Annotated in this window: 19 protein-coding genes and 1 pseudogene; 5 read left to right on the forward strand and 15 right to left on the reverse strand. The window is 63.3% G+C overall.

Features of this window, described 5'->3' with window-relative positions:
* The first annotated feature begins 56 nt into the window (after window positions 1-56).
* Window positions 57-755: a glutathione S-transferase N-terminal domain-containing protein gene (locus HGB41_RS00100; RefSeq protein ID WP_171079804.1), complete on the forward strand. Its 699-nt coding sequence runs from the start codon at window positions 57-59 to the stop codon at window positions 753-755.
* A gap of 13 nt (window positions 756-768) precedes the next feature.
* Here the strand turns inward: HGB41_RS00100 and HGB41_RS00105 are convergent, their stop codons facing one another.
* Entirely contained in the window at window positions 769-1,962 is a 1,194-nt protein-coding gene (locus HGB41_RS00105) for a VPLPA-CTERM sorting domain-containing protein (protein ID WP_171079813.1), read from the reverse strand.
* Window positions 1,963-2,219: 257 nt separating this feature from the next.
* Here HGB41_RS00105 and HGB41_RS00110 point away from each other — a divergent pair, with 257 nt between their 5' ends.
* Entirely contained in the window at window positions 2,220-3,200 is a 981-nt protein-coding gene (locus HGB41_RS00110) for a Bug family tripartite tricarboxylate transporter substrate binding protein (protein ID WP_171079815.1), read from the forward strand.
* Between the two features lie 168 nt (window positions 3,201-3,368).
* Here HGB41_RS00110 and HGB41_RS00115 read toward each other — a convergent pair whose 3' ends face one another.
* The 5 genes from HGB41_RS00115 to HGB41_RS00135 form a co-directional block, all read right to left on the reverse strand.
* On the reverse strand, window positions 3,369-5,339 hold the full coding sequence (locus HGB41_RS00115; RefSeq protein WP_171079818.1) for a peptidase U32 family protein: 1,971 nt from the start codon (window positions 5,337-5,339) through the stop codon (window positions 3,369-3,371).
* Window positions 5,340-5,424: 85 nt separating this feature from the next.
* The gene (locus HGB41_RS00120; protein WP_171079821.1) at window positions 5,425-5,976 is read right to left on the reverse strand and encodes a putative glycolipid-binding domain-containing protein; all 552 of its coding nucleotides are present in this window, start codon (window positions 5,974-5,976) and stop codon (window positions 5,425-5,427) included.
* A 107-nt stretch (window positions 5,977-6,083) separates the two neighbouring features.
* On the reverse strand, window positions 6,084-6,281 hold the full coding sequence (locus tag HGB41_RS00125; protein WP_171079823.1) for a hypothetical protein: 198 nt from the start codon (window positions 6,279-6,281) through the stop codon (window positions 6,084-6,086).
* A 275-nt stretch (window positions 6,282-6,556) separates the two neighbouring features.
* Window positions 6,557-7,516, reverse strand: a complete 960-nt coding sequence (locus HGB41_RS00130; RefSeq protein WP_171079825.1) for a chemotaxis protein — start codon at window positions 7,514-7,516, stop codon at window positions 6,557-6,559.
* Between the two features lie 162 nt (window positions 7,517-7,678).
* Window positions 7,679-9,586: an AI-2E family transporter gene (locus HGB41_RS00135; protein ID WP_171079827.1), complete on the reverse strand. Its 1,908-nt coding sequence runs from the start codon at window positions 9,584-9,586 to the stop codon at window positions 7,679-7,681.
* A gap of 217 nt (window positions 9,587-9,803) precedes the next feature.
* Between HGB41_RS00135 and HGB41_RS00140 the strand changes: the two genes are divergently transcribed.
* Entirely contained in the window at window positions 9,804-10,361 is a 558-nt protein-coding gene (locus tag HGB41_RS00140) for a sigma-70 family RNA polymerase sigma factor (protein WP_171079829.1), read from the forward strand.
* On the forward strand, window positions 10,358-11,059 hold the full coding sequence (locus HGB41_RS00145) for an anti-sigma factor (protein WP_171079832.1): 702 nt from the start codon (window positions 10,358-10,360) through the stop codon (window positions 11,057-11,059). The genes HGB41_RS00140 and HGB41_RS00145 overlap by 4 nt, the downstream gene beginning before the upstream one ends.
* A 168-nt stretch (window positions 11,060-11,227) precedes the next feature.
* Here HGB41_RS00145 and HGB41_RS00150 read toward each other — a convergent pair whose 3' ends face one another.
* From HGB41_RS00150 to HGB41_RS00170, 6 genes and pseudogenes are all read right to left on the reverse strand, one after another.
* Window positions 11,228-12,871, reverse strand: coding sequence for a DUF4394 domain-containing protein (locus HGB41_RS00150; protein ID WP_171079836.1), 1,644 nt, complete (start codon window positions 12,869-12,871; stop codon window positions 11,228-11,230).
* A gap of 198 nt (window positions 12,872-13,069) precedes the next feature.
* Window positions 13,070-13,921: a flagellin N-terminal helical domain-containing protein gene (locus tag HGB41_RS00155; protein ID WP_171079839.1), complete on the reverse strand. Its 852-nt coding sequence runs from the start codon at window positions 13,919-13,921 to the stop codon at window positions 13,070-13,072.
* 185 nt (window positions 13,922-14,106) lie between these two features.
* Window positions 14,107-14,345: pseudogene (locus HGB41_RS23890) on the reverse strand (HAMP domain-containing protein); the annotation flags it as partial.
* Window positions 14,339-14,563, reverse strand: coding sequence for a hypothetical protein (locus tag HGB41_RS23895; RefSeq protein WP_371868453.1), 225 nt, complete (start codon window positions 14,561-14,563; stop codon window positions 14,339-14,341). The pseudogene HGB41_RS23890 and the gene HGB41_RS23895, both read right to left, overlap by 7 nt.
* Entirely contained in the window at window positions 14,560-16,803 is a 2,244-nt protein-coding gene (locus HGB41_RS00165; RefSeq protein WP_171079842.1) for a two-component system response regulator, read from the reverse strand. Before HGB41_RS00165 ends, HGB41_RS23895 begins: the two co-directional genes overlap by 4 nt.
* A 348-nt stretch (window positions 16,804-17,151) precedes the next feature.
* Complete coding sequence (locus tag HGB41_RS00170) at window positions 17,152-18,291, reverse strand: hypothetical protein (protein ID WP_171079845.1); 1,140 nt, start codon at window positions 18,289-18,291, stop codon at window positions 17,152-17,154.
* Between the two features lie 161 nt (window positions 18,292-18,452).
* On the opposite strand from HGB41_RS00170, the gene HGB41_RS23900 reads away from it, so the two are divergent.
* A complete protein-coding gene (locus HGB41_RS23900; RefSeq protein WP_171079848.1) occupies window positions 18,453-18,656 on the forward strand; it encodes a DUF3703 domain-containing protein in 204 nt (67 codons plus the stop codon).
* Between the two features lie 206 nt (window positions 18,657-18,862).
* Here HGB41_RS23900 and HGB41_RS00180 read toward each other — a convergent pair whose 3' ends face one another.
* From HGB41_RS00180 to HGB41_RS00190, 3 genes are read right to left on the reverse strand one after another with little or no spacing between them, the layout of a single operon-like run.
* Window positions 18,863-22,039, reverse strand: coding sequence for an efflux RND transporter permease subunit (locus HGB41_RS00180; protein WP_171079850.1), 3,177 nt, complete (start codon window positions 22,037-22,039; stop codon window positions 18,863-18,865).
* The gene (locus HGB41_RS00185; RefSeq protein WP_171079852.1) at window positions 22,036-23,598 is read right to left on the reverse strand and encodes an efflux RND transporter periplasmic adaptor subunit; all 1,563 of its coding nucleotides are present in this window, start codon (window positions 23,596-23,598) and stop codon (window positions 22,036-22,038) included. Before HGB41_RS00185 ends, HGB41_RS00180 begins: the two co-directional genes overlap by 4 nt.
* The gene (locus HGB41_RS00190) at window positions 23,595-24,899 is read right to left on the reverse strand and encodes a TolC family protein (protein WP_171079854.1); all 1,305 of its coding nucleotides are present in this window, start codon (window positions 24,897-24,899) and stop codon (window positions 23,595-23,597) included. The genes HGB41_RS00185 and HGB41_RS00190 overlap by 4 nt, the downstream gene beginning before the upstream one ends.
* Window positions 24,900-25,130: the final 231 nt, after the last annotated feature.

Genomic DNA, 25,130 nt, shown 5'->3' on the forward strand with positions numbered 1-25,130 from the left:
CGGGCCGGCGGGAAGTTTGCTATCGTTGGCGGTCCACTATCAACCCGACAAGCGCCATGACCGATCTCTCTGCATTTCCCGTCAGCACCAAGTGGCGCGCCCAGCATCCGGACCGCCTCCAGCTGTATTCGCTGCCGACGCCGAACGGCGTCAAGGTCTCGATCATGCTGGAGGAAACCGGCTTGCCCTACGAGCCGCACAAGGTGAGCTTCGAGACCAACGACCAGACCTCGCCGGCTTACCTGTCGCTCAACCCGAACAACAAGATCCCGTCCATCATCGATCCCAACGGGCCGGGAGGCAAGCCGCTCGCGCTGTTCGAGTCCGGCGCGATCCTGATCTACCTGGCCGAGAAGACCGGCAAGTTCCTGCCAGCCGATCCGGCGCTGCGCTATCAGGCGATCCAGTGGGTGATGTTCCAGATGGGCGGCATCGGCCCGATGTTCGGCCAGCTCGGCTTCTTCCACAAGTTCGCGGGCAAGGATTACGACGACAAGCGCCCGCGCGACCGCTACGTGGCCGAAACCAAGCGCCTGCTCGCCGTGCTCGAAGGGCAGCTGGCGAAGCACCGGTGGGTGGCAGGGGACGAGTACACGATCGCCGATATCGCGATCTTCCCCTGGGTGAACAACCTGGTGGGCTTCTACGACGCCGGCGAGATCGTCGGCATCAAGGATTTCCCGCAGGTGCTGGCCGCGCTGGAGGCCTTCCGCCAGCGTCCCGCCGTCATCGCCGGGCTGGCGATCCCGGCGTAAGCGGGTCTGCCGTTCAGCGTCGACGGCGGCGCAGCAGCGCCATGCCCGCCAGCGCCGCGCCGATCAGCCAGACAGAGGCTGGCTCCGGCACCTCTGCGGTGTCCGGCTTTTCCTCGCCGGTGCCGGCAGGCGGTGCGGGTGGCAGCAGGGTCGGCTCGGGGATGAAAGGGCCGGGCTTCGGTCCGGCTTCCCCGGGAAGGGGCGCCAAGGGCCTGCCTTCGGTCCCGCCACCAGCCGGGGGCTGATTGGCCGTGACCGGCGGCGTGGCAGGCACCGGCAGCGTGTTGCCCTTGCCGCCGTCCGTCGTGCCCGTGCTCGGGTCGGTGGCTACGGGAAGCGGTGTTACGCCCGGCAGGGCGCCGGTCACATCGGCAGGCTTGGTGTCCTTAGGCGTCTCCGGCGACACTTCCAGCGTCGGCGGGGGCGACCCCGGCTTGACGGGCGCCGTCGCGCCGGAACGCGGGATCGATTCCAGGCTGCTCGACGAACCGAACTGCGACAGGGCCGTGTTCTCCATGCCGGCCCTGCTTGCCACGGATGACGGCATTGCGGAAGCTTCGGCGATCCGTCCGCCGCCACCGTAGCTGGACAACGGCGCCTGCATGCCGCGCCCGGTATGGCGCGGGATGGCGCCGTTGACCAGCTCGAATGCCGCATCGTCCTTGTCGCCTGCCAGGCCATAGGCTTCTTCGTCGACCACCGAATCGAGCACCTCGGCGCTCGGCTCCTGCGCTTCGACCGGAAATTGGGCGACGTCAGAGATCCGGTTGGCGCAGCGCGCGCGCATTTCATTGCTGCCGTCGGATAGCAGCGTTTCGCCTTCCGCCAGCATGACTTTCTTTGCCGTCCAGTACACCTTGTCGCCCTTGCGGTAGGACACGTGCACCGCGCGTGGCTTGCTGACGGTGACGGGGTGCGCCTTGTCGACATTGAAGGTGGCGTAGTGTTCGGCGACCACCTTGTCGGTACGGATGATGCGCTTCAATTCGGCCTGGCCGGCCACGCCGCCCGGCACGATCGAATAGGGATAAATGCGCCGCGGCGCCTGGCCGGCCATGCGCTCCAATACCGCGGGCGAGGCGAGGGCCAGCAAGGCCGGGCTGCCGGGCAGGGCAGCGGCCACCGGGTCGGGCGACCACGTCAATGCAATCCCAAGCGTACATCCGGCCAGGCCGAGCATTACCGCTGCCGCGGCGCGCTTTTGCAAGCGAGCGCGTTTCACGAGGCGGCGGGTGTACGGGTAGCAGCGATTCATGGGGAAGCAGAAGTAGGATACGTCCTACAGAGTAAACTATTTCTGATAGCAAATCTATATTCCTTTGTTGAATTCATCAGTTTCTGTTGTAAATACCATCAGGCTGTCCTTAGGCTCCTGCCGAGCACTGCGCAAGAGCCCGTGTTACTGCGCCGTGAATGCGCTACACTAGCTGCTCATGCCAATTCATCAATAGAAGGATGGGGACTATGCGTTTATTTTTCGGCACCGGTAAGAAACTCGCGTTCGCTGTGACGGCGTCGGTCATTTCATTGGGCGCACTGGCGCAAAACTGGCCGGATGCGACGGTGACGGTGGTAGTCCCGTGGCCGCCAGGCGGCCCTTCGGACATCGCTGCCCGTCCGATGGCCAAGGGCCTGACCCAGGCGCTGGGCCAGACCTTCGTGATCGACAACCGCGCCGGTGGCGGCGGTAATATCGGTACGGCCGCAGTCACGCGTGCCCAGGGCGACGGCAAGACCCTCCTGATCACCTCGAGCGCGCCGATCGTGATCAACCCGAGCCTGTACAAGAACATGAACTTCGATCCGCTCAAGGACCTGGCGCCGGTGACCAACTTGCTGCGCGTACCACTCGTGCTGGTCGCCCACCCGGGCGTGCCGGCCAAGAACCTGAAGGAGCTGATGGCCCACATCCAGTCGAAGAAAGGCCAGTTCTCGTTCGGCTCCTCCGGCAACGGTACTCCGCAGCACCTCACCAGCGAACTGTTCGCGAGCGTGGCCAAACTGCAGATGACCCACGTGCCGTACAAGGGCTCGGCGCCGGCGATTTCAGACCTGCTGGGCGGCCATATCCCGATCATGTTCGACAGCACCATCGCGATCATGCCGCACATTAAGAGCGGCAAGGTCAAGGCGATCGCGATCTCGGGCGCCAAGCGCTCGCCGCTGCTGCCGGACGTGCCGACCTTCGCCGAAGCTGGCCTGGCGGGGATCGAATCCTACGCCTGGTACGGCATGTTCGCCCCGGCCAAGACGCCGAAGGCCGTGGTCGCCAAGATCAATGCCGAAGCCATCAAGGTCATGAAGGGCCCCGAGTTCCAGAAGGTGCTGGCCGATACCGGTTCCGACTTCGTCGGCGAATCGCCCGAGAACTTCGGCAAGTTCGTGCAGGCCGAATCGGTGCGCTGGTCGAAAGTCGTGAAGGACAGCGGCGCGACCGTCGACTAAGCGATTTACGAGTCAGAAATGCAAACGCCGCCGGGGAAACCCGGCGGCGTTTTTTTCGTAGGGTGGGCGGGTCTCCCGCCCGCGCGTTCAACCGGTGTTTGAATGGACGCTGGACCTGTTCATATTCGGATTGAACGCGCGGTCGGCACAGCCGACCACCCTACAAAATCAGGCCCGTGGACGCTGCCGATGAAAGGTCAGCGGACTATACGGCACGGCCGAAGGCGGCGGCGACTGCAAGATGTTCTGCTTCATGGCCCCGACCACATGCATCTCGCAGGGCTTGCAGTCGAAGCGCAGCGTGTAGCGCTCGTTGCCGTTCACCAGGGTCATTGGCTCCGCGCGGACCTGGCCCTGCACGCCTGTCACGCCCTTGGCCTGCTTCGGGCAGAGGTTGAACGAGAAACGCAGGCAGTGCTTCGTGATCATCAGCGACACTTCGCCCGGCTCTTCGTGCGACTCGTAGGCCGCATCGATCAGCTGTACGCCGTGCTTGTGGTAGAAGGCGCGCGCCTTTTCGTTGTAGACGTTGGCCAGGTAGCTCAGCTGCTGGTCCGGGTAAATCGCCGGCGGCTCAGCCTTGGGCTTGCGCTGCGGCCGCTCCCAACTGGCCAGGCGCGCGGCTTCGTGCGCGGCGATCGCGTCGCGGCGCAGGGCGTTGATCGCGCTCGCTGCCACGAACCAGGGCTGCGACAGTTCCAGGTCGACCGTGCCTGCTTCGAACATCGTGTTGCCCAGCTTCGCCAGGTTGGTGCGCAGCGCCGCCTCGGCCTGGGCCGCCTGCTGGGCCGGCTGCAGCGCGACCGGCGCGTCCAGCACTGTTTCGATGCCGTCTTCGTCGCGCACCGCCAGGCGCAGGCCGCCCGGCTGCTCGCTCAGCGTCAGGTCGACGCGCACCTTGCGCTCGGACGATTTCTTGTTGAGCGCCGATTCCCAGTGGTGGTCGCGGTTGCGGTGGATGCTGGTCCCGACCTTCAGGCCAGCCAGGCTGTCCAGGACCTCGTTCGGGTACACGCGCCAGCGCTGGCCATTCTCGTCTTCACCCAGCTTCTCGGCCTTGTTGGCCTGGATGCCGACCGTCTCGCGCTTGTGCATGTAGTTCAGGCCGTCGCCGTTGGCCATCGGTGCATTGGTGGCCAGGTCGATGAAGTCCGGGCCGATGCGCGTGACCGTGCCGAGTTCGACCCCGATGTATTTCGGCGAATCGAAGGCGCCGATGTCGTCTTGCCGGCCCAGCGCAAAGTAATCGGTATGGCCGCGGTGAAAATTCTTGTCGACGTCGGGTGTGAACAGCACGCGCGTCGTGCCGCTGGCGGCGCGTACAAATTCCGGGCGGCGCTCGAGCAGTTCGTCGAGCAGCAGGCGGTAATGGGCCGTGATGTTCTTGACATAGCCCATGTCCTTGTAGCGGCCCTCGATCTTGAACGAGCGGATGCCGGCGTCGACCAGGGCTTCCAGGTTGCGGCTCTGGTCGTTGTCCTTCATGGACAGCAGGTGCTTTTCGTAGGCCACCACGCGGCCTGCGCCGTCGCTCAGGGTATAGGGCAGGCGGCAGGCCTGCGAGCAGTCGCCGCGGTTGGCGCTGCGGCCGGTGTCGGCATGCGAAATGAAGCACTGGCCCGAGAATGCCACGCAGAGGGCGCCGTGCACGAAGTATTCGAGCGGCGTGTCGACCTCTGCCGCAATTTTACGGATCTGCTCGACGGTGAGTTCGCGCGCCAGTACCAGCTGCGAAAAACCGACGTCGCCGAGGAACTTGGCTTTTTCGACGGTGCGGATGTCGCACTGGGTGCTGGCATGCAGCTGGATCGGCGGCAGATCGAGTTCGAGCAGGCCCATGTCCTGGACGATCAGCGCATCGACGCCGGCGCTGTACAAGTCCCAGATCTGCTTGCGCGCCAGCTCGAGTTCGCTGTCATGCATGATCGTGTTCATGGTAACGAAGATGCGCGAGCGGTAGCGGTGGGCAAACTCGACGAGGCCCGCAATGTCTGCCAAAGGATTGCTCGCATTGTGGCGCGCACCGAAGGCGGGGCCGCCAATGTACACGGCGTCGGCGCCGTGGAGAATGGCCTCGCGGCCGATCTCGGCGGTCTTGGCGGGGGACAGGAGTTCAAGCTGGTGCGCTAACAAAGACATGGCGGGATCCTCGGTGCGAAGACCGAAATTATAGCCATTCCGGCACGCCAAGTCATTCCCTGCAGGTGGCCCCGCGCAGGAAAGCCTAGCGGCAGGGCAGGCGCCTGAACAGTGCCGGGTAATGCACCACCAGCCCATCGGGATCGACTTCGAGCTCGGCCTGGAAGCTGCCGATCGGCCCTTCATACAGGTAGCGGTGGTCGGCCAGCCGGGTATACGCCTGCTCGGCACGCGCCAGGTCGAGGGTCGGCACGGGAATATAGACGACCGCAAGGCCGGTGCGCTGGTGCAGGTGTTCGCCGAGGCGGCGGATGGGGAGGGTATTGGTGAAGGGCGTGGCGGAGATGTCGACGTCGATGCAGCCGGAAAGCTCAGGCATGGCCGCGCCGTCGCCGTCGCGCCAGACGCCGCTGCCGTCGGTGGTGAGCACGCAGGACTCGCCGCCGGCGGCATGCACCTCGACCGCGCGTACACGCCAGCGCCCGTCGCAGCAGATGCGGTAGCTGCAGCCGAAGGGCCCGCTATCATCGGTGCCGATGACGATGCCCTCCGCGACGATGATGTCGTCACGGTGCTGCAAGCTCAGGTGCTCGAGCCCGACGCCGTCGTCGGACTGCCAACGGTAAACGCGCTGCATGGCCAACTCCCCATCACGCGCAAATTAACACACCGCGCGCCGCGGTGGCGCGCCTTACTGGGGAATGTGGAAATGGCTCGGCAGCACGCAGCGCCGTCGATGGCGGATCAGTCGTTGCGCGGATTGCGGCGCCGCTCCATGCGGCGGCGCTGGGTGGGTTCTTCGATGGCGCGGATGAGGATGTCGCGAGGGATGTGGCAGTTGTCCAGGTAATCGAGCGCAAAGCGAAGCCCCCGGGTTTCCGCCAGAAAAAAGGCGTACTCGGCAGTTACAGCAGTATGTTCATCTCTTCGTCGTTGCGGCATAGGCATACTCTCGGCAAGGCGAGTTTCGTCGCGTAAGGCACGCACATCCTGCGTAATCAGGTCGGCAGAGGGGATGCCTCTGCCTGGCCGGCACCCCGATTACATACCGGCTTGTTGCCTATAGTACAACCACACACGCGGCGCACGGGACGATTCTGTTAGCGTTTGTTACAACACAACGTATGTGCGGCTTATGCAGTTGACATAAGGGCGACGCGCATTTTCGTGCGGGCCGCCCTTGAATTAAGGTGGAACAAAAACCAGGACTTGGGCAATTACTGGCGCAGCAGGCGGCGCAGGGTAGTCGCCAGCTCTTCCGCCGAGAACTTGGCGACATAGGCGTCGGCCTGGACGTTCTTGACGTGCTCTTCGTTGGTGGTGCCCGACAGCGAGGAGTGGATCACCACCGGGATGCCGCCGAAACGGCCGGTCTTCTTGATGTTGCGGGTCAGGGTGAAGCCATCCATTTCAGGCATCTCCAGGTCGGTCAGCACCAGCGCAACCTTGTCGTGCACGGTCTTGCCTTCGGCCTCGGCGGCCGTGGCGATGGCGTTGAGCTGGTCCCAGGCTTCCTTGCCGCTCTTGGTCATGATGTAGGGCAGGCCCATGGCCTTCAGGCCCTCTTCGATCAGGGCGCGCGCCACCACGGAATCGTCTGCCGCCAGCACCACCGAACCCGGCTTGATCTGGATTTTCGCGCCGACGGTCTGCTGGGTGATTTCCGGACCGGAGTCGGGGTTCATGTCGCGCAGGATGGTCTCGACGTCGAGCACCTGGGCCAGGCGGCCTTCCTGGCCGTCCTCGACCGGGAGGCGGGCGATGCTGGTCACCATCCCGCTACCCGAGCAGCGCTCGGCCGACATCACCTGGCTCCAGTCGAGGCGGACGATTTCTTCGACACTCTCGACCGCGAAGGCCTGGGTTGTGCGCGCGAATTCCGTGACCAGCATGATGTTCAGGCCGGTCTTCGGCTTGACACCGGCAATCGCCGGCAGGTCCAGCACCTGGATGATCTGGCCGCGCAGGTTGACCACGCCCAGCACGTGCGGCATCGCGCCGGCGACGGCGGTGATGGCCGGCATGGCGACGATCTCGCGGATCTTGAATACGTTAATGCCGAACAGCTCGCTGCGCTCGCCCTGTTCGTCGCCGCCGAGGCGGAACAGCAGGAGCTCGAATTTGTTGGTGCCAGTGAGGTTGCTGCGCTCGTCGACTTCTTGTTGTACCGATTTCATATTCCGCCATGAGAAATGTTAATGCCACTGGGAAAGCATTTTACGTGCGAAATTCTGGAAATCGTCAATACCGGCTCAAACTAGGCCGACTTTTTGGTTGGCTTGCGCTGGAAAAACAACGAAACCGGGGGGCAAACCCGGGGCAAGGTCTGTCTAGCCCCCTTATGCGGCGCGCATGCGCGCCGGGGCGCCGTTCGCCTGCGCGGCGCGGTCCGGCGCCACGAAGGCCAGGCCTTCCTCGAAGGAGCGCAGGATCATGTCGACGTGCTCCTCCACCAGGGCGCGTTTCGGCAGCTGCTCGTCATAGGGGAGCAGCACCGTCACCATCAGCGCTTCCGGCAGGTCCGCACGCAGCTCGGCGACGGCAAGTAGCCATTCCTCGATATTGTCCTGGCGCGGATAGGTGATGAAGACAGTCGACACCAGTCCCGGGTGCGCGGGTTCGGGCCGCTCCTGAGGGGCGCCAGCCACGATGCTGCGGGCGTCGACTTCGGCCTCGCGCAGGGCGCGCACCAGCAGTTCGGTCAGGAATTCGTCGCGTTCGGACGGCAGCCCGGCGCACAGCACGATCGAACCGCTCGGCACGTCGAGCGAGCCCTGCCAGCGCCCGAAACGGGCTTCGCGCATCTGGCGCAGGTGGGCGCCGATGTTCGCGTCCAGCAGGGGGACGGCCTTGCGGCGCGTGCGCGAGCCGGATTCCGAGGCCGAGGCCACGGTTTCGGCGATATTCGCGATCACCGCGCGCATGCGGTCCTGCTGGAGCTTGTCGATGGTGCCGGCGCCGAGGTCCGACACCGCCATGCGCAGGCCAGGCAGCAGCACGTGGTCGCAATAGCGCGCAAAGCTGAAGCGCCGCACATAGGCTTGCGCGTCCTTGGTCAGCTCGTCGGCTTCGCCGGCCAGCACGCGCTGGTGGAAACGTTCGGCGTCCGACATGTTGGGCGCGTCGCCCAGCAGGATGGTGATTGGCGCCAGCGCCCGCACGTGGCGCCCGGCCACCACCAGGCACAGGGTCAGCGGGGTCGACAGCAGCAAGCCGACCGGGCCCCACAGCGCGCCCCAGAACAGCGCCGAGACGATTACCGCCAGCGGCGACAGGCCCGAACTGTGGCCATACACCTTGGGCTCGATGAAATTGGCCAGCACCACCTCGAAGGCCAGGAACATCGCCATGCAGGTCACCGCCAGCGACCAGCCGGGGTCGATCGCGGCCACGAACACGGCGATGATGGCGCCGGCCAGCAGCACGCCAAGGTAGGGCACGAAGCGCAGCACGCCGCTCAGGACGCCCCACAGCACGGCGTGGGGCACGCCGACGAGCCACAGCGACAGGCCGATGGCAGCGCCGAAGGTGGCGTTCACGATGAACTGCGAAAAGAAGAAGCGCGACACGCCCTGGGCGGCGTCGCCGAGGGTGCGGATGGTGCGGCTGACTTCGGCCTGGCCGGCCAGGCGCACCAGGCGGTCGCGCAGCGAACCCTGTTCAAGCAGGATGAACACCAGCAGGATCAGCACCACGCCGGCCTCGCCGATCGGGCCCCAGACCAGGCCGACGATGCGGCCCAGCGTATCCTTCATGGTGCGCGGGGTGCGCACTTCGACCGGCACCGGGGCGCTGGTGGCGGTGTTGGCTGCCGTCACCGCCAGGTTGACGCCACCCCGGCGCGGCCTGACGGGCTCGACCGTCCCACTGGGGGCCACGGCGCTCAGTTCGGCTTCGATGCGCGAGATCGGGCGCTCCACGACCTCGCGCACCTTGGCGACCTTGGTGCGGATCGCGCTGCGGTATTGGGGCAGGTCGCGCGTGATGGTCACCAGCTGGGTCGCCAGCACCGCGCCGACGCCGGTGAGGAAGGTCGACACCAGCGCGACCGACAGCAGCACCGCCGGCATGCGCGCCAGCCCGATCCGGGTCACGCTGCGCACCAGCGGCGCCAGCACCAGGCTCAGGATCAGCGCGAGGGCCAGTGGTTCCAGGACTTCGCGGCCGAAATGGAGCAGGGCGATGATGCAGGTGGCGCTGACGACGGTGTTCGCGCCGAGGCGCAGGGAAGGAGGCTGGAAATTCATGCGGTGCGTCGACGGCGTGGTTAACGATTTATTGGAACGAAACCGGCTATGTATAAAGGAAAATGGCATTTTCGCCAAGCGCAACCGGCAGGCTGCATGCGAGAATATTCCTATAGCCTGAATAATGAGGAAATTTAACGATTTTCCGCGCGTTTGGCTTACTATACTTGCAACAAATCAGCGGTGAGGGTGAGTACATGGGCACAGGGCGTCCGGCATGATCGCAAGCGAAGGTTTTGACTACGATGGGGCGCTGGCAGCCTGCGCGCGCGGCGACCAGGGCGCGCTGCGCCGTATCTATGACCGCGACAGCCGCAGCCTGCTCGGCGTCGCCCTGCGCATCGTGCGCCACCGCCAGATTGCCGAAGACGTGCTGCACGACGCCTTCCTGAATATCTGGACCAGGGCGGGCAGCTTCGACCCGGCGCGCGGGGCCGGGCGCGGATGGATCTACAGCGTGGTGCGTAACCAGGCCCTGAGCCTGGTGCGCAGCGGCGAGCGCGAGATCGGCGTCGACGAAGAACTGCTCGACGACCTCGGTGCGGCCGCGGCTGCCGACGCCGGCATGGCGGACGCGTTCGAGTTGCACCAGGACCTTGGCCGCCTGCACGATTGCCTGGTCGGGCTCGACGTCGTCAAACGTAACAGCATCCTGTACGCCTATGTCGACGGCTGCTCGCACAGCGAGATCGCGGAACGCCTGAATTCGCCGCTCGGCACGGTCAAGACCTGGATCAGGCGCGGTTTGACTGCCTTACGGGAGTGCATGGGATGAGGGCCGACCACAAAGATCCGCACGACCTGGCCGGGGAATATGTGCTCGGCACCCTGCCGGTGGCCGCCCGGCGCGAACTCGAAGCGGCGCTGCCGGCGGACCCGGCACTGCGCACCGCCGTGGCGCAATGGGAAGCCCGGCTGCTGCCCCTGACCCGCCTGGCCGAACCGGTCGAACCTTCGCCCCAGCTGTGGGGCCGCATCGCCGGGTCGATCGGCGCGCGCAGCCAGTCCGTGGCCGTGCGTGGAGGTGCCAGCTGGTGGGACAGGCTGGGACTGTGGCGCGGGTTGGCTGCCGCCGGTTTCGCGGCCGCTGCCGCCATGGCGGTGATCACCGTGCAGGAACCTGGCGCCCCGGCGCCGCGCTACATGGTGGTGCTCGCCGCGCCGGACAACCTGTCGCCCGGCTGGGTGCTGCAATCGAGCGACGCCGGCAAGCTGCGCCTGGTGCCGCTGCGTTCCACCGCGGTGCCGCCCGCGCGCTCGCTGCAGCTGTGGACCAAGGCGGACGGCTGGACCAAGCCGGTATCGCTCGGATTGGTCCAGCCGGGCAAGGCGGTCGAGGTGCAGCTGGGCGATTTGCCGCCGCTGCAGCCGAACCAGTTGTTCGAGATCACGCTCGAACCCGAAGCCGGCTCGCCGATCGGGCGCCCGACCGGGCCGATCCTGTTCATCGGCCGCGCGGTGAAGATGATTTGACCGTGCGCTGAAGCGTCACTCAATGGCTTTCGTAGGGTGGGCGGCTTGGCCGCCCACGCGGTGGTAGTTAGCGGCAAGATCACCGAGCGCGTGATCGGCGCCATCAACTATCACCGCGTGGGCGGGAGACCCGCCCACCCTACGAATTACCGGCTTCAGGCCAGCCGATCACCGCAGCGAAATCGCGATATCGCGCAGGCCCAGGCTGCTACCCACTACCGACATCGCCGGATTGGCGGCGCCCGCCGCCAGCGTCGCCGCGCCGGTGGCCAGGTCGACGCGATACAGCGACGAGGGTCCGGTCGCACTGGTACGCAGCGCGGCCAGTGCAATCCCGTTCGCGCCGCCCGCTATGTCGAAGCCCGCGTCCCCCACCACCGCCACGCCCAGCAGCCCCACATTGGCCAGCACCCCGTCGTTCGGCGGATTCTGCAGCGCCAGGCTGTCGCTGTCGGTATCGATGTCGAACAACTGGGTGGCGGTCGCGCCGGGGATGCTATTGGTATAGGCAGCGGCCGTCACCATGGGCATCGCACCGGCGCGGTTGATGGCGCCGTCGGTGGTAGTCGCGCCGGTGTCGACGTTGATGCGCAGGCTTTGCCCGGTATTGCCGATCACGCGCAGGCGGTCGGCCACCGGGTTGAAGTCCACCGCAAACGCCGTACCTGCGATGCCGGCGTAGGGATTGGTCGCGTCCGCAGCGTCGGCAGCCAGGGTGGCCTTGACCGTGGCCACGCCGGTGGCGGCGTCGATCGTCACGATGCGCGCGGCGGACGTGATCCCGTACAGCAGCCCGTCCTTCGGACGGAAATCGATACCGAGAAGGCTTTCGTTCGCGTTCAGTCCGGCCACCCCGATATCGAGGGTGAGGATATTCGGCGTGGCCGGACGGAAGGCCACCATGCGGCCGGTATCGGTCAGGCCCAGCACGACCGGGCCCAGGACAGGACGGGCGGCCAGGCCGCGGATATCTTCGGTCACGGCAAGCGCGCCGACTGCCGTCGCGGCATTCGCGGTGGCGGCCAGGTTGATCGAATACAAGGTCCGGGCGCCACCCACGTTCAGGATGGCAAAGCCCATGTTGGTGCGGCCATCGATGTCGAAGCCATTGACCGCGCCGCCGTCGACACCGAGGGCGACCGGGGTGGCCAGGGTCCCGTTGTTGGGAGGATTCTGGATGTAGAGGGTGTCGGTGGCGCTGTCGATGGCATACAGGGTGGTCGCAGCCGTGCCGGCGAACGAATTCGTATAGGCGGATGCGGTCACCGCGGTGTTGGCTGCGCCGCCATTGATGTTGCCGTCGGTGGTGGTGGCGCCGGTATCGACATTGATGCGCAGGCTCTGGCCTGTATTGCTCACGATCCGCAGGCGGTCGGCGGCCGGGTTGAAGTCGACGCCGAAATCGGTGCCGGCCAGGGCGGTGAAGGGCGCCGTGGTATCGGTCGCATCGACGGCCAGGGTCGATTTCAGCGTGGCCGCGCCGGTCGCCGGGTCGATCGTATACAGGCGCCCGCTGCTGCCGACGCCGTACAGGAGGCCGTCGGCCGGACGGTAATCGATGCCGACCAGGTTCTCGCCCGACTGCAGGCCGGTCACGGCCATCGTGGTGCGGATGGTCGCGGGCGTGGCGCGGTCGAACGACACCAGCCGGTTGCTGGCCGTGAGGGCGACCACGTCACCCACGGAGACCGCCGGCGGCGGCGTCGTTGCAGGCGGGGTCGCGCTATCGTCATCGTCGCTGCTGCCGCAGCCGGCCAGGGCGGCTGTTATCGCGGACGCGATGATGAGTTTGCTAAAGAGCTGGTCGTTCATGGTCGAAATCCTTTCGTAGGGGTGGAAGTCACAGGGCTAACCAGCTCTACGCCCCGGGAACGCATTTGGATGCACTTTTGCCAAATATATTCTTATATTAAGGCTGAGCTACTGAATGCGGCGCCCGAAACGACAAAAGCCAGCCCCGGGAGGCTGGCTTGTTCACGTCCCGCCCGGCGAACCGGGCAGAGGCGGGGATTACTGCAGGAGCGACATGACCATCGACGACATGCTGTTCGACTGCTTCAGCATGGCGGTGCCGGCTTGCAGCAGCATCTGGCTCGAGGTCATGTTGGCGCTTTCGGTAGCGAAGTCGACGTCCATGATCAGGCCGGCAGCGGCCTTGCTGTTGGTGCTGATGTTCGACAGGTTGTTGTACACGTGTTCCAGGCGGTTGGCGGCAGCGCCCAGGCCCGAACGGACCTTGTTGACCGAAGCCAGCGCGGTTTCCAGGGTGCCGATGGTGGCGTTGGCCGAGCCGGTCAGTTCGCCGCCGGTGGTGGCTGTCGAGTAGTTGGCGGTGGCGGCGCTGACGTCGGTAACGACTTGTGCCACGTCGGTCGTCAAGTCGACGGCCATGGTTTCGCTCGACGATGCGCCGATCTGGAAGGTCATCGACGAAGCGATGGTGCCGCCCACCAGCAGCTTGGTGCCGCCGAAGGTGGTGTTCTTGAGCACGTTACCCAGTTCGGTGCCCAGTGCGTCGTATTCCGACTGCATGGCATCCTTGTCGTCGGCGGTCGACGAAGCATCGGCTGCCTGGGTGGCCAGGTCTTTCATGCGGACCAGCATGTTGCTGACTTCGTCCAGCGCGCCTTCGGCGGTCTGCAGCATCGAGGTCGAGTTCTGGGTGTTGCGCATGGCAACGGTCATGCCCGAGGTCTGGGCTTTCAGGCGCGATGCGATCTGCAGGCCGGCAGCGTCGTCCATTGCCGAGTTGATGCGGTAGCCGGTCGACAGGCGGGTCATCGAGGTCGACAGCGAGCTCTGGGTGCGGCTGATCGAATTTTGTGCGGACAGTGCAGCGTTGTTGGTGTGAAGGCTCAGCATGGTAGCTCCTGGTATCGTGAATTCGGTTTCGAGTGCGTCACTCGCTCTCACAAGTACAAGGCGACAGGTTTCCTTGCGGCATTAAGTTCCATGCAGAAATAAATTGAAAATAGTTCGGCCTCCCGTATTTGAGGGCGAATCCCTTATCGATGTGCTCACTTTCAGCGGTCTTTATATCCAGACTGGACGATGTTGATGGTGTCCTTCAGGCGCAGGATCTCTCCGCGCACCCCGACCGTGATCTTGCGCGACAGCTTGCCCTGGGCGACGGCGGTGGTCACTTCGGCAATGTTGCGCACCCGTCGGTCAGGTTGCCCGCCATCGGGTTGACGTTGTCGGTCAGGTCTTTCCAGACCCCGGCCACGCCTGCCACCTCGGCCTGGCCACCGAGCGTGTTTTCGGTCCCGACTTCGCGCGCTACCTGTCGACGATGTCGTTGACGGCATCGGCCACCTTGCCGTCCAGCCCCGGCCAGTGGCGCGGCAGGCGCGCGTCGAACCGGCCGGCGCGCACCGCCAGCAGGGTTTCGAGCAGCAAGGCCTTGTCGCCGGATGCTTCGCAGGGCAGGGCGTCCTGCGCGCGCCGCGGCCCGATGCGGCGCACATCGGCGCGGCGCTCGGGAAAAGCCTGCTCTTGCGTCATGACGGCCTCCTCGGCGGCGCACCCGGGACGGTATAGGGACCGCGTCCCAGCAAGGCGAGCGCGTCGACATTCGACACTGCATCGCTAAAGTAAAAGCCCTGCAGCTCTTCGCAGCCGTGGGCAACGAGGAAGGCCGACTGCTCGGCCGTCTCGACCCCCTCCGCGATCACGGTCATGTTCAGCACATGGGCCAGGCCGATGATGGCGCGCACGATCGCCGCGCCGTTCGGATCGGTCACCATGTCGCGCACGAACGAAGCGTCGATCTTCAGCTTGTCGATCGGGAAGCGCTTGAGGTAGGCCAGCGACGAATAGCCGGTGCCGAAATCGTCGATCGCGATCGTCATGCCAAGCGAATGGATTTCGTGCAGGGTGGCGATCGCCTGGGAGGGGTTGCTCATCACGCCCGATTCGGTCAGCTCGACTTCGAGCAGGGAAGGGGGCACGCCCACCTCTTCGACGGCATCGGCCAGGCTGCGCGCCACGTTTTCGCGCTGGAACTGCAGCGCCGAGACATTGACTGCGATCGGGATATTGTCGATGCCCAGTTCGCGCCAGCGGTGCAGCTGGGCGGATACCTGGCGGATCGCCCATGCGCCGATCGGCTCGATGCGCCCGGTCTGTTCGGCCACCGGGATGAACTGGCTCGGCGGGATCCAGCTGCCGTCGGCCTGCGGCCAGCGGATCAGCGACTCGAAGCCGCAGATGCTGCCGCTGGCGGTGCAGATCTTGGGCTGGTAATACATCAGGAATTCGTCGGCGCGGATGGCGCGCTGCAAGGCGGTGCCAAGCGCCAGCCGCCGGCTGGCGGCTTCCTGCATTTCGGCGGCGAAGAAGGCATAGCGCCCGCCGCCGTCGTGCTTGGCGTGGTACATCGCCACATCGGCATTGCGCAGCAGCGTGTCGGGGTCGGCGCCGTCGGAAGGAAAGATGGCCAGGCCGATGCTCGGCGTGACATGCAGCTCGCTGCCCTCGATCTGGCAGCTTGCAGAGACGGCGGCGATGATCTTGTTCGCCACCACGGCGGCGTCGGCCAGCTCGCGCAGGTCGACCAGCAGCACCACGAACTCGTCGCCGCCGACCCGGGCCACGGTGTCGGCTTCGCGCACGCATGACGAGACGCGCTCGGCGACGTCCTGCAGCAGGCGGTCGCCCGCGGCATGGCCGAGCGTGTCGTTGACCTCCTTGAAGTGGTCGAGGTCCATGAACAGCACCGCCAGCGGCGTGTCGGGACGCTCCCGGTGCGCGGTGGCCTGGGTCAGGCGATCCATCAGCAGCAGGCGGTTGGGCAGGCCCGTCAGGCTGTCGTGGAAGGATTGCTGCACGACATGGGCCTCCATTTGCTTGCGCTCGGTGACGTCGCGCGAGACGATCACCAGCTGGCCGACCTCGCCCGAGGCGGTCCGTACGGCGTTGGCGTCCGTCTCCAGGTAGCGCTCGGTCGGTCCCGTGATCCGGTATTGCAGGCGCACATGGGCATCGTCGCTCGGCGCGTGGGTGAGCGCCTCGGCCACGCGGCGGCGGTCGTCGGGATGAACGATGTCGAAATAGCTGGCGCCCGGCATGATGTCGGCGCCGAAGGCACGCTGGTAGCTGGGACTGGCATACAGCCAGGCTCCTCTGCCCGACAGCAGTGCGACATAGTCGCCGGCATGCTCGAGCACCAGGCGCGCCGCGTCCGGATGGTCCAGGCCGGGAATGCAGGGCGTCGGGCTGGCGGCGCCGGTACTGAACGCGTCTTCCAGGCTGGTGTCCCGGCCCGACGGCCACAGCTCGCCCCCGGACTCCTGCACGGGCCCGCGCGGGCGCAGGCCCTGCCGGCTGCGGGCCTTGTGGGTGAACGATAGCACCTTGGCGCGGATCACCTCGGGCGCGACCGGCATGAACAGGTAGTCGGCGGCGCCGACGGCACAACCCTCGGAACGGTCCAGGTCGGTCGCTCGGTGCGAGGTAAGGAAGATGATTGGCGTTTCGCACGAGCGCGGCCGGGAGCGGACCAGGCGCGCGGTTTCGAAACCGTCCAGCCCGGTCATCTTCACATCCATGAGGATCAGGCTGAAATCCTGTCGCAGCAGGCGCAGCAGGGCTTGTTCGCCGGAGGCGGCGGTGACGATCTCGACGCCGAGGTCGGCCAGCACGGTACGCAGCGCGAACAGGGCGCCCGGATCGTCATTGACGAGCAGGATGGGTATGTCGTCGGCCGCTGTGGCTGGGCCGGGATTGTCGGGGGGGTCGCTCATGTCGCAGCGCTCCCGGTGATGCCGGCCAGAGGAGGCGGGGGCCGACCCGCTGGCAGCCGCATGCTTCGGTACACGCACGAGGCCGCACGGAAAACGGGGCAAACCACGCCACTGTCCGGCCGCAAGGCCGGAGCGCGACGATGGTTGACTTGGGCGGTATGCATCGGGCACCTGTGCGGCATCGGCTTGAGCGTGCGCACATGCCGCCACGCTCGCTTGTCCTGCGCCCGGCTTGCCGGTGGGCGGGATCGAGATACCTGCCCTGGAATTCTATACCTGATTCCTCGGTTTGGCACTCGCCGCGCATCGGATTCCCGGTGTGCTGCTGCAGGAGAATATGGCAGCCGCTCAGCCACTCACCTGGCGCTTTGCCGTTATTACATTCGTCGCTACTGCGGCCACGCGGGTAACGAAGGCAGCCGTGACAATGCAGGCGCCGACCAGGCAGGCAAAACGGGCATAGGTGGCCAGTGTCGGCTGTTGCATCAGTGCCTGGCCGAGCAGCTCCGTTCCCATTGCGACAAGCAGCATAATCACTGGGAAATGGAAGAAAAACGTAAAGGAAGCTGTCTGTGCGGACCAGCTGTCCGCACTCTCGTTTGCTATAAACGCCCGGTTCGCCAGCCCGTCCTGTGCTTTCCTTGGATACAGCGCCCACGCGATGGCGGCAAAGCCAAGCCCGACCAGCGCGAAACCGCACTGGATGATGAGGTCGCCAAATGGCTGGGGCAGCAGGCTCGACTTGCTGCCCATCAGCCTCGACAGTACCAGGCTACCGGCAAAGAAGGGCACCGCTACCAGCAGGTGCGGCCTGTAGCCAAGTGATTCGCTGAGGAAGACGACGCCGACGCCAGCCAGCCAGATCGCGGCCCAGACCAGGAACGGGTAGGGCATCACGAACACCACCGCCACCAGCAGCGCGAGCTGCAGATAGCGCCCACCTGGCTTGCTCAGGCCGGCACGGATGAACACCCCCAGCAGGATGAGCGACCAGAACAGGTAGGAGGGCAGGTAGAGCATGCTGTTGCTGCCGAAGCTGGGGACGATGAACGGTTGCAGCATGAAGGCGTTCCCGAGCAGCGCGGAAAAGCTCAGCGTCAGCGCGCTCAGTTCCGGGAAGTCAGTGTACACGCCGCTACCCAGAAAAAAATGCGCGCCCGTGAGATCCAGGGTGGCGCCGACGATCAGGCCAGGCAGGAGAAGCTTGTAGAGCGAGCCCGCGTGCCGGCCAACGGCTGCGCGTTCGGTCAGGGCCCCGGAGCGATGACGGTGCATCAGGAGTCCGGCGAGGATGCCGTCGAGGATGAAGAAAACGGCATACGACTCGTGCCCAAGTCCTGTGACGAAATAGAACCCCTTTGTGTAAATGGTTTTCGAGTGCACGGCGTCGTAATGCACGAACACCAGGAAGCGGAGGTGGTACATGGTCGCCACGATTGCTGCGGCCCAGCGCGAAATCAGCAGGAAGCTTACAAATCGATCGCTCACGTGGGCCTCGTCGGTGAACTGGAAGCAAATGCATTTGCTGGCAAATGAATATTTCTCATCAGCATGACCGTTGAACTACCTCAAGCATTTGAGTCGCAAATTTTGATGAGCTGCACGAGGCGGGATAGCGATCTATTCTAAAGAGCGATAAGCCAGCGGGATTGAGTTCGCGCAGGCCATGGGGGCGAACGACTGGGCGCAGGCGCCGCTCTATCCCGGAGGTTGTCGGGCAAATCATTCGAATCGCCCTCAAAGCGCTGGGTTCGGTGATCGGGATCGTCCCGGTCGGGAACACCGGCGGCACGAATATCGTCATGTTCAAGCGCTTGCCGGTCGATCCGGCAATCCGCAAGTTAATGGAATAAGTGTCGCTCCAGTCCAGCGGCTGGATGCTGGAAGATTGAGATTCAAGGAAGCGAAAGTGTTACTGCCAAACGCCGTAAGCGCGAGAACCTAAAGTTCAACATGGCGAGTTCTCGCTGTTTATGATTTAACTGCATTGTGATGGGGCATCAGGTCGGCAACGCTCCACCATTCTCATTTCCACCAGTAGTACTCCATGAATCCTGGGCTATTGTTGTGTAGCGACAGGCGTTACTGGTTGGTGTACTTTCGGCTCAGTGCGACGGGTCTCCCGGCGGCGCATCAGCAGATAGACTGCTGGGACAACAAACATCGACAGCAGTGGCGCGGTGATCATTCCGCCAACCATTGGGGCGGCGATTCGCTGCATGATTTCCGACCCGGTGCCGCTGGCGATGATGATCGGTATGAGCCCTGCGATAATCACGGCAACGGTCATTGCTTTTGGCCTTACTCGCAGTACCGCGCCTTCGCGGATTGCATCGAAGAGGTCTGCTTCCGACGACTTGCCGGCAGCGAGGCGGTCTTCCCAAGCATGTTTCAGGTAAAGGAGCATGATCACCCCGAACTCTGCAGCAACCCCAGCGAGGGCGATGAACCCGACAGCGCTTGCAACGGACAGATGGTGTCCGAGCGCCCACAACAGCCATATGCCCCCAGCCAGTGCGAACGGCAGCGTGGCCATGATTAGCGCCGCCTCATCAAAACGTTTGAAGGTCAGGTAGAGAAGAACAAAAATGATCAGCAAGGTTGCTGGCACGACTACTTTAAGCTTCGCACTAGCACGCTCCATGTACTCGAACTGACCGGACCAGGACACCGAATATCCCGCCGGCAGCTTGATCTTCGCGTTCACCGCACGCTGCATGTCTCGTACGACCGAATTCATGTCCCGGCCACGGATGTCGACATAAATCCATCCCGACAAGCGCGCGTTCTCGCTTCGAAGCATCGGCGGACCATCGTTGATACGAATGGCTGCTACGTCCCCCAAACGGATTTGCGCGCCCTGTGCGGTAAGCACTGGAAGCTGACGCAGCTTTTCCACGGAGTCCCGATACTCACGTGGGTAACGCAGGTTGATAGGGAATCGCTGCAGTCCTTCGATGGTTTCGCCAATGTTGTCACCCCCGACTGCTGCAGACACGACACTCTGGACGTCGCTGATGTTCAGTCCGTAACGTGCGGCAGCATCCCGGTCGATGTCGACATCAATGTAGCGCCCACCACTGAGCCGTTCAGCAAGCGCGGATGACACGCCCGGCACTCCCTTTACGATCATCTCGATCTCTCCTGCCAGGCGATCGATGATCTTGAGGTCAGTTCCTGCCACCTTGACGCCAACGGGACTTTTAATGCCTGTAGCAAGCATGTCGATGCGATTGCGGATAGGCGGAACCCAGATGTTGGACAGACCAGGGACCTTGACGATGCGATCGAGTTCTTCAACGAGCTTGTCGGTGGTCATGCCGGGCCGCCACTGATCGCGCGGTTTGAACTGGATTGTGGTCTCGAACATCTCAAGCGGAGCTGGATCGGTCGCAGTTTCCGCCCGTCCCGCTTTACCGAACACGCTTTGGACTTCCGGCACCGTCTTGATAAGGCGATCCGTTTGCTGCAACAACTGGCTGACCTTGCCCGCGGATAGGCCAGGCAGTGCAGACGGCATATAGAGCAAGTCCCCTTCGTCAAGCGGTGGCATGAATTCGCCGCCAAGACGGGTCATGGGCACGACCGTGATGGCGACCACGACGCCGGCTGCGACCAATGTTGCTTTCGGATGCTTCAAGACCGCTTCGAGTAGCGGGCGGTAGACAGCGATGAGCGCTCTGTTAAGCGGGTTTTCCTGCTCATCCGGGATGCGCCCACGGATCAGGTAGCCCATAAGGACAGGGATCAGCGTCACGGCAAGTCCCGCGGCGGCAGCCATGGCATAGGTCTTCGTGAAGGCGAGCGGCGAGAACAGCCTGCCTTCCTGGGCTTCCAGGGTGAACACCGGGATAAAGGACAAGACGATGATCAAGAGGGAGAAGAACAGGGCTGGCCCGACTTCCGCAGACGCGTCGCCGATGACCTTCCACCGTTCTTCGCCTCGCAAGGTTTCTCCTGGGTGCTTGTGCTTCCAGGCTTCCAGGTGCTTGTGAGCATTCTCGATCATCACCACTGCGGCGTCGACCATCGCGCCCACGGCAATCGCAATACCGCCGAGCGACATGATGTTCGCGTTGACACCTTGATAGTGCATCACGATGAACGAAATGAGGATGCCGATGGGTAGCGTAACAATTGCTACCAGTGCCGAACGAATATGGAAAAGGAAGATCGCGCAAACAACAGCCACGACGACGAACTCTTCAATGAGCTTTTCCTGCAGGTTTGCTACCGCTCGCGTGATCAGACTGGACCGGTCATACGTCGGCACGATCTCGACGCCGGCCGGCAAACTCGCCTTCAATGCTTGAAGCTTTGCCTTCACAGCCTCGATCGTCTCCAGGGCGTTTTTCCCTGAGCGCATCACGATGACACCGCCAGCGACTTCGCCTTCACCGTTGAGCTCGGCGATACCTCGCCGCATCTCGGGTCCAACCTGGATCCTCGCAACGTCTCCCAGGCGAACCGGCACGCCGCCAGCCGCTGTCATGAGCGGAATTTTTCGGAAGTCATCGAGCGACTGCAGATATCCTGTTGCCCTGACCATATACTCGGCCTCGCCGAGCTCGAGGACGGACCCTCCGGCCTCCTGGTTCGCGTTCTGGACAGCTTCAATGGCCATCGCGTGAGGAATGTTATAGGCCCGCATTTTTTCCGGGTCGAGCACGATCTGGTATTGCCGGACCATGCCACCCAGGCTCGCCACTTCGGAGACGTTCGCGACAGTCTTTAGCTCATACTTGAGGAACCAGTCCTGCAAGGCACGAAGCTGTGAAAGGTCCATCTTGCCACTGCGGTCAACCAGCGCGTACTCATAGACCCAGCCCACGCCGCTTGCATCCGGCCCGAGGGAAGGCTTTGCCTGGGTCGGAAGGCGAGACTGCACCTGGTTGAGGTACTCAAGGACACGGGAGCGGGCCCAATAGGGGTCGGTGCCATCCTCAAAGAGAATGTAGACGAAGGAGTCGCCAAAGAATGAGTAGCCACGTACGGTCTTCGCCCCCGGCACGGACAGCATTGTGGTCGTCAGCGGATACGTCACTTGATTCTCGACAATCTGCGGCGCCTGTCCGGGGTAGCTCGTCCGGATAATCACCTGGACGTCTGATAAATCCGGTAGGGCGTCGAGTGGCGTTTGTTGAACTGCGTAGATCCCCCAGCCTGTGATCGCCAAAGTGGCGAGCAAAACAAGGAACCGATTAACAATAGACCAGCGAATCAGCGCGGCGATCATTTCTTGTCTTCCTTCATCCCGGCCATGCTGGAGTGATCTCCTTTTACGATGTCTACGATCTCGAAGACGCCTTCCTTCGTTTGCTTGAATCGGAAGTTGACGTTGTCGCCAACAGCTACCGGGTACGATGAAGTACCAGGGGGCACTTTGAATCCCATTGTCATTGCGGGCCACTGCACACTTTGGATCGGGCCATGGGAAATCGTTATTTCTTCCTTCCCGACACTTTCGATCTTGCCTTGGCCACGATGGGTCGCATCCACGGGCTTCGCCTCCGTAGTAGAAGGACCGGCATCGCCCATTCGCGTCTCGGTCGCCCGCAAACTGGACTCCGAATCGATGAGGAATTGTCCAGAGACGACCACCTGCTGGCCGGCTTCCAGACCTTTAACGATTTCAGTCCGCCCGTTGCTTTCAATCCCGACCTCAACCTCGGCAGGTTTAAACTTTCCCTCTCCGAGTAAAACCATCACAACGCTGCGCTTGCCAGTCTGGATCACGGATTCGGACGGGACCGTCAAAGCTGCACTACGCACGGTAGGTGTGAAGTTCACGGTTGCGAACATGCCCGGAACTAAGTTGTTGCCGGGGTTGGCAATCTCGACTCGAGCATTGAGCGTGCGTGTGGTCTCGTCCACTTGAGGCAGGATTGCGCTGACCTTTCCTTTCAGGACCGTTCCAGGCAGTGCGGTCGTCCTTGCTTCGACCATATTGCCAAGGCGCACATGCGCTGCGAGTGATTCCGGTACGTTTGCGTTGACCCAAACGGTCGTGACGCCATTGAGCTTGAAGAGCGGGGCGCCCGACTCGACCGTCATACCTTCACGCGCTGTCAACTCCGATACCACTCCGCTGATCGGTGCCGTGATGGTGACACGCGGCTGTGTGCGCCCACTGGCTGCAACAAGCCGGATTTGCTCGTCGGTCATCCCAGCCAAACGCATCCTTTGACGGGATGCATCGACCAGTCCTTCGGGAGCCGTGCCCCTCATTCTTTTCGCCGCCAGGTACTCCTCCTGTGCAGCAATCCAGTCCGGCACATAGAGTGCCGCAAGCGCCTGTCCCTTCTTTACCGGATCAAGGGGCGCGCGGACGAAAAGCTTCTCGAGATAGCCGGCCGCGCGGGCCTGCACAAGCGCTACGTCGCGCTCGTTGTATGCAATACTTCCAACTGCCTCAACCTTTGGAGCGAGACTTTCGGAGGTAACCTCCGCAACACGGATGCCCAGATTTTGCTGGACACGCGGGCTGATCGATACAGAGCCGTCGTCGCTAACCTCATCGGCATACACCGGAACCAGCTGCATGTCCATGAATGGCGACTTGCCCGGCTTGTCAAATTTTTGTCCTGGCACCATCGGGTCGTGCCAATACAGTACCTTACTTCCTGTCGCAGGATCGACATTGCCACCTGGCTGAGCCTTGGCAGCTGATGGCGGGCCGCCAGCCGGCCCGGCCATGTTCATACCGTTTTTCATGCCAAGGTGGTACAAACCGTATCCTCCAGCTGCCGTCACGACCAGAAGGATGACGCCGATAACGCTCGGTTTAAGTTTCATTTGTAGTCCTGATTATTGGGTGCAGAAGGGTGGGGCGACTGTGATGATTGAGGGATCAGGAAATTGATTTGCGCCCACAGCCGCGCAGTCTCCATTTCTAGCTCAAGGGCTTGCAACCGAACCTCTGTTTCCTCGCGCCGCGCCATCAATACATTCGTCTGTGTTGTCTTGCCCCCGCGGTACGAAGCCATCTCTGCCTCAACTCGCGACTTGGCAAAGGGAATCAGTTCGCGTGTGTACCTGGTGTAGCGCTCCCGATTTGACGTCCATTCATTGACCATGCCTTGGAGCTCTGCTACATGTCGGCGCAGGGTTTCATCGCGTATTGCCTTTGCTTCTTCTACCTGAGCCAGCCGGGCGGTAAGTTCGCGGTCCTGCCGGTTTTTTCGATTCCACTGCAAAGGGACCGAAACACCGACCGAAACCATGTTGGAATACGACGAACCGCGCTGCTGGTAAGCGACCTCGACGCTCCAATCGGCTTTTCGGTCCGCGCGAGCCAAGCTCGCCTCCGTAACCGCAATCTGTTCCTGTTTCGTGGCAACGGCCAGCTCGGGATGATGGTTGAGTTCGCGTTCGAGGTTGGTTAGGTCAAGGCGAACTTCATCGATGCTCGGCTCCCCCGCGATCGGCAACTGTGCCGCATCGCCAACCCAGCGTGCCAGGCCGATTCTGGCGTCGCGCACACGGCGCTCGATGTCACTTTGCCGATCGTGGAGCCGTGACAGGCTGGCATGGGCAGCAAGAACTTCCGCCTGCCTTGCCTGGCCGGACCGGTACTGAGCCTCTACAGCGTGTATCTCCAGTTTTGTCCGTACAACCTGCTCTGACAGTACGCTTGCCATTCGCTGCGTATAGTAGAGATTGAGCCACGCCAAGGCGGTGTCACGCTCCACGGTGGCACTCAATGCAGATTTCTCGGCAAGTGACCTTTCAGCTTCGCGTTCGAACCGTTCTGACCGCAACCGGCGCTTTTCAGCGCGCGGTAGCTCTTGCATCACGCCGACTCTACGCATCGTCATCGAATCGCGATTCAAGGAAAGTCGATCAGGTCCTTCTACAGGAAGGTTTTCCACACCGACCCGCAACACAGGGTCAGGCAGCTGGCCTGCCGCTGCGGCCATTTCTCGCTGCGCTGTCGCTGCATAATCCTTTGACGCGAGGAGGCGGGACCGATCGACAGCAACTTTCTGCGCGGCGTATAGCGTTAGCGGCGTGTCGCCTGCATAAGCGGGCGTGTAAGCGCCGGCCAATAACAAACTTACGACCAGAGGGAATGCTGCAAACTGGGAAGATTTCATATGGGCTTATCGGTTAACGTTAGCGCGCGAATGGCGAGATCGCTTACAACATACAGCCGGCGCGAACTGAGCAATTATCGGCCTAACGATGCGATGATCTTAGGCCGTTCGAGCTATCAACAACCTTACCGCCACATTACTATTCTGTAATGTTAATGTAATTCCAATAGCTGAGGAACTTCAACTATAGGGAAGCGCTACGCCTGTGCCGGTCAGGATGTAACTGGCTCG

Source organism: Telluria aromaticivorans, from assembly GCF_013003915.1.
GTDB classification, from domain to species: domain Bacteria; phylum Pseudomonadota; class Gammaproteobacteria; order Burkholderiales; family Burkholderiaceae_D; genus Telluria; species Telluria aromaticivorans.